Here is a 3,427-nt window from a genome sequence, read left to right on the forward strand (position 1 = left end):
TTTAGGCTTTCAAGAGCCAAAAAGTTATTTCCATTTTCAGCCCTAAAACAGAAAATACTATATAAAAATTAGAAATTTCTGTCTAAACAAACGGGTGCAGCTTAGAAACCGTTAGAACATTGTTCGAATTATTCTTTATTTTTAGTCTATGAATGACTATACTATTTCGCTTGTGCCTAAAGTGTCCAGGTATGTTTTTGATGAAGTTGTTGTAAATGATATTTTAAAGTGGTTAGTTTCGAAAGATATCGTCAAAGCTGAATTATCGGATTGCATACTCGGCAACCTTGGATTTACGTTTTGGAACGGGCCTGAATTGAAACCTGAATTTATAGTTGCATTGCAGTAGAAATTAAACTGTTACCTGGCGGTTGTAAGATCTCATATTTAGTCATTATGAAAAAAGATAACAATGAAGGAAAAAGCATTATTAAGGGAAGCGGTATGCTTCATATTAATTGGGGTGATGAAAAAAATGGATCAGTACTATTTTTTCAAGGAGATACGGTCTTATTAGGAATTAGCAATGTCCCCTTTGCCTTATATACGACAACGATGTTTGACAGAAATACCTTGCCAAATGAACATGTAAAAAGCCTTTATCAACTTGAAAAACTATTTTTAACAGGCGATTACAGTAGTAGAAGGGTAAAAGAAAATAGTCCCTATGAGATCCCGTTATGGATAAATGACCTTGAAAATTTGAGTTTTTTATATTTGGATCATTTTGATTTAATCGGTTTGACTAACCTCAGAATACAAAACCTAAAAACACTGGTTCTTAAAAATGCTCATATTATTGATATTCCCAATCTTTTAATTGAAATATTAACTTTTAAAAACCTAACACATATTGCTTATGATGCGTCATGTATTCCGTTAATCGACCAATTAAGGGAGCATCATACTGGAGAGATTACTTTTGAGCTCTTAGATGGTTTGAGTTAAATTTATCCACCAATCCAAAAATTCTATATATATATTAGATGTAAGGTAAGGTGTGCAAAGGGATTGTACAGAAAAGCCTTAAGCGAGCGCTCAAGGCTTTGATATAATACGAAATACAATTCATTTCTATTCTTGAACTGTAGGGTACTCAATAACTGTAGATAATCCACATGCAGTTTGAGCAGTGGCTGAAATATAAAAATACGGTAAAGCCCCATTTTGCGTGTTAAGTACTTTGACTCTCACAGTATTTGCTGTCGTTGATAATATTGTTCCCCCACCGACAAAGAAACTGACATTCCCCAATGAAGCATCGACTGTATAGGTATAAATCTGGCCCGGATTAACAATAGGTCTCCCAGAAATGTTAAAGCCTGCACCTACATCTATAACTTTTTCAACTGAATAACCTTTCACATTTTTGGTCTTCAGTTTTACAAAACCGGCATAATTACCAGTTCTTGTAACTTTCCACTGATTATTACCTAATGAAGTTAAAGTTGCTATTCCATCAGCGTTTTCCAAGGTTACTGTTCCCGGATTTACTATCGTATATATACCATCAGAACAAATGCTAGACGGTCCATTAATTTTAAATCCATAGAATTGATTTAACCCTTAGATATCACCCTCACTTAAATCATCTCGCTGAGCTGTCCAGGTACCACCGCCGACTTTAGTCATGACATTCGAAGCAAGATACATCATGATTGAATTAAAGTCCAAAATACCGTATGAAGTTGAATAAGGCTGTATCTGATACTGATATGCCTGACTAAGACCAAATATTCTTTTATCCAAAAATGTTGGCAATCTATCCATGGTACTCAAGTCATTCGTCCATTTGTTATCATCAAAAATTCAATCGGCCCACGACAAATTTTAGTATCTGCTGATATTAATCCTTTTTTTTCATTGTAGTAACAATAAACAGTAAATTGTCGAGATTTTTATTCGATTTTGCATGGCCAAAAATGTGAAGCAATTCATTCCGCCCCTCGCCACTTTTACTATCCATTATGCTTTGAACTGAATAGTCTCCATTACAATTATAAATCGTCCAGTTAACATTTTGATCAAACATTTCACTTTTCCGCGTCTCTGTTCTGCAACTTTCATTTTTAGCTGGAAATTGACGAGGATGATTACCAAAATAAAAACCGCCCGAAAAACCAGTGTGATTTGTAGTGTCGACAGGATGAAAATGATAAATGGAAAAATCTTCTCCATTGGTTTCATCTAAAGCGTAAAATGTGGGTAAAGAAATATAATACTTACTTTTCCTATTTGCCTTTCTTCCAATGATTTTATAAAAACCTTATCTGCAGAACTATGTACAGATTTATGATCATTATTTTGTCCGAGGCTGGTCAGAGTTAATATTGTCATGAGGACAGTCATTGTCAATTGCGTATTCATATCTTGGTTGTATTTGTAATGATTGTTGGCTCTAAATTTTATACTTCATAACCGTTAGATAAATTGCAGGTTCCCCTTACCTGAGATTTCGTCGAAATCAACCTTAAGCCCTATAGTAACATCAGCACGAATTGCCTGTGCACGTTACCTGAGCGTTTCAGTAACACGCTTGTACATCTCATGCATCTTCTTCTCATAACTGGTAGAGCGACCGCCAAAGAAATCTACATAGCTCGCTCCTATTTCGCTAAAGATATTGGCGCCGATGACAACATTGGCTGCTATTGGATCATTATATCGTGAAATCTCCCTCCCTTCGATGGAATTGGTCGTGGTTACTATCATGGCATACTACTTTTCAATCGGGCAAGGTTAATACCCAAGCCTAATATACATTATTTATGCTGAATTAATATGTTTACAGATATTAACTTTCAAGATTATTACAAATTGTAAGGCTAAGGTATGGGTTTGAAAGAATGGTTCGATACGGGAAACCGTAGCTGATTTATTCAGCAATTTTAATAAGGCAATAAAATAAACAAAAGGCCTCCCTCGTTAACCGTCGAGGGAGGCCATGTTGGCTAGATGTCCGCTTGGGCTAGATGTTAACCGGCTTTGGGCATTCATCTACTGTAAAGATCGCGAGATTAGTTGAGATAATTGTCGTTCATTTTATTCAAAAGCCTGCTAAAATTCGAATTTTTAATTTTTTTATAAAGTAATAAGATTTTACTGCTAATGATTAGTGATCTTTGATCCAGATTTTGTTAAAAACAGTTAGGTTCATTTGGAAGTAACACAGAGACCAGCATGTTTCACCAGCCTTTGACAGAGTGCGTTTTGTACTCCCTCACGCTCTGCAATCTTTGTCCTTTTTTCATTTCTTATATTATCTAACCAGCTTATCTATATTACACGAGTAACGTGTAAAGCTGATTTCAATTCCCTATTGTATTTCAATCCACTTGCGTCCTAAACGTTTAAAAAGTGGCGGCGTTTGGATATAGCAAAGTTGCTATATTTAAATTGCAAAATTATAACACACCACCATGATAAA

5 protein-coding genes are annotated in these 3,427 nt (G+C 35.1%); 2 read left to right on the top strand and 3 right to left on the bottom strand.

What is annotated here, in order from left to right:
- The first annotated feature begins 148 nt into the window (after nucleotides 1–148).
- Nucleotides 149–349 (top strand): hypothetical protein, encoded by a 201-nt coding sequence (locus tag L1283_RS28290; RefSeq protein WP_070564605.1) that lies wholly within the window; start codon nucleotides 149–151, stop codon nucleotides 347–349.
- A 47-nt stretch (nucleotides 350–396) separates the two neighbouring features.
- A complete protein-coding gene (locus L1283_RS28295; protein WP_070564598.1) occupies nucleotides 397–948 on the top strand; it encodes a hypothetical protein in 552 nt (183 codons plus the stop codon).
- A 126-nt stretch (nucleotides 949–1,074) separates the two neighbouring features.
- On the opposite strand, the gene L1283_RS28300 is transcribed toward L1283_RS28295, so the two are convergent.
- From L1283_RS28300 to L1283_RS28310, 3 genes are all read right to left on the bottom strand, one after another.
- Nucleotides 1,075–1,473: a hypothetical protein gene (locus tag L1283_RS28300; RefSeq protein WP_159333008.1), complete on the bottom strand. Its 399-nt coding sequence runs from the start codon at nucleotides 1,471–1,473 to the stop codon at nucleotides 1,075–1,077.
- A 93-nt stretch (nucleotides 1,474–1,566) separates the two neighbouring features.
- Entirely contained in the window at nucleotides 1,567–1,770 is a 204-nt protein-coding gene (locus L1283_RS28305) for a hypothetical protein (protein WP_159333009.1), read from the bottom strand.
- 741 nt (nucleotides 1,771–2,511) lie between these two features.
- Nucleotides 2,512–2,712: a heavy metal-binding domain-containing protein gene (locus L1283_RS28310; protein ID WP_115049168.1), complete on the bottom strand. Its 201-nt coding sequence runs from the start codon at nucleotides 2,710–2,712 to the stop codon at nucleotides 2,512–2,514.
- Between the last annotated feature and the right edge of the window lie 715 nt (nucleotides 2,713–3,427).

Origin of the sequence: Sphingobacterium sp. HSC-15S19 (assembly GCF_050433745.1) — a bacterium.
GTDB lineage: Bacteria > Bacteroidota > Bacteroidia > Sphingobacteriales > Sphingobacteriaceae > Sphingobacterium > Sphingobacterium siyangense.

Bases quoted from the DNA above. Each gene is read 5' to 3' on its own strand.
- L1283_RS28295 (WP_070564598.1), top strand. From the start codon at position 397: ATGAAAAAAGATAACAATGAAGGAAAAAGCATTATTAAGGGAAGCGGT.
- L1283_RS28290 (WP_070564605.1), top strand. From the start codon at position 149: ATGAATGACTATACTATTTCGCTTGTGCCTAAAGTGTCCAGGTATGTT.
- L1283_RS28310 (WP_115049168.1), bottom strand. From the start codon at position 2,712: ATGATAGTAACCACGACCAATTCCATCGAAGGGAGGGAGATTTCACGA.
- L1283_RS28305 (WP_159333009.1), bottom strand. From the start codon at position 1,770: ATGGATAGATTGCCAACATTTTTGGATAAAAGAATATTTGGTCTTAGT.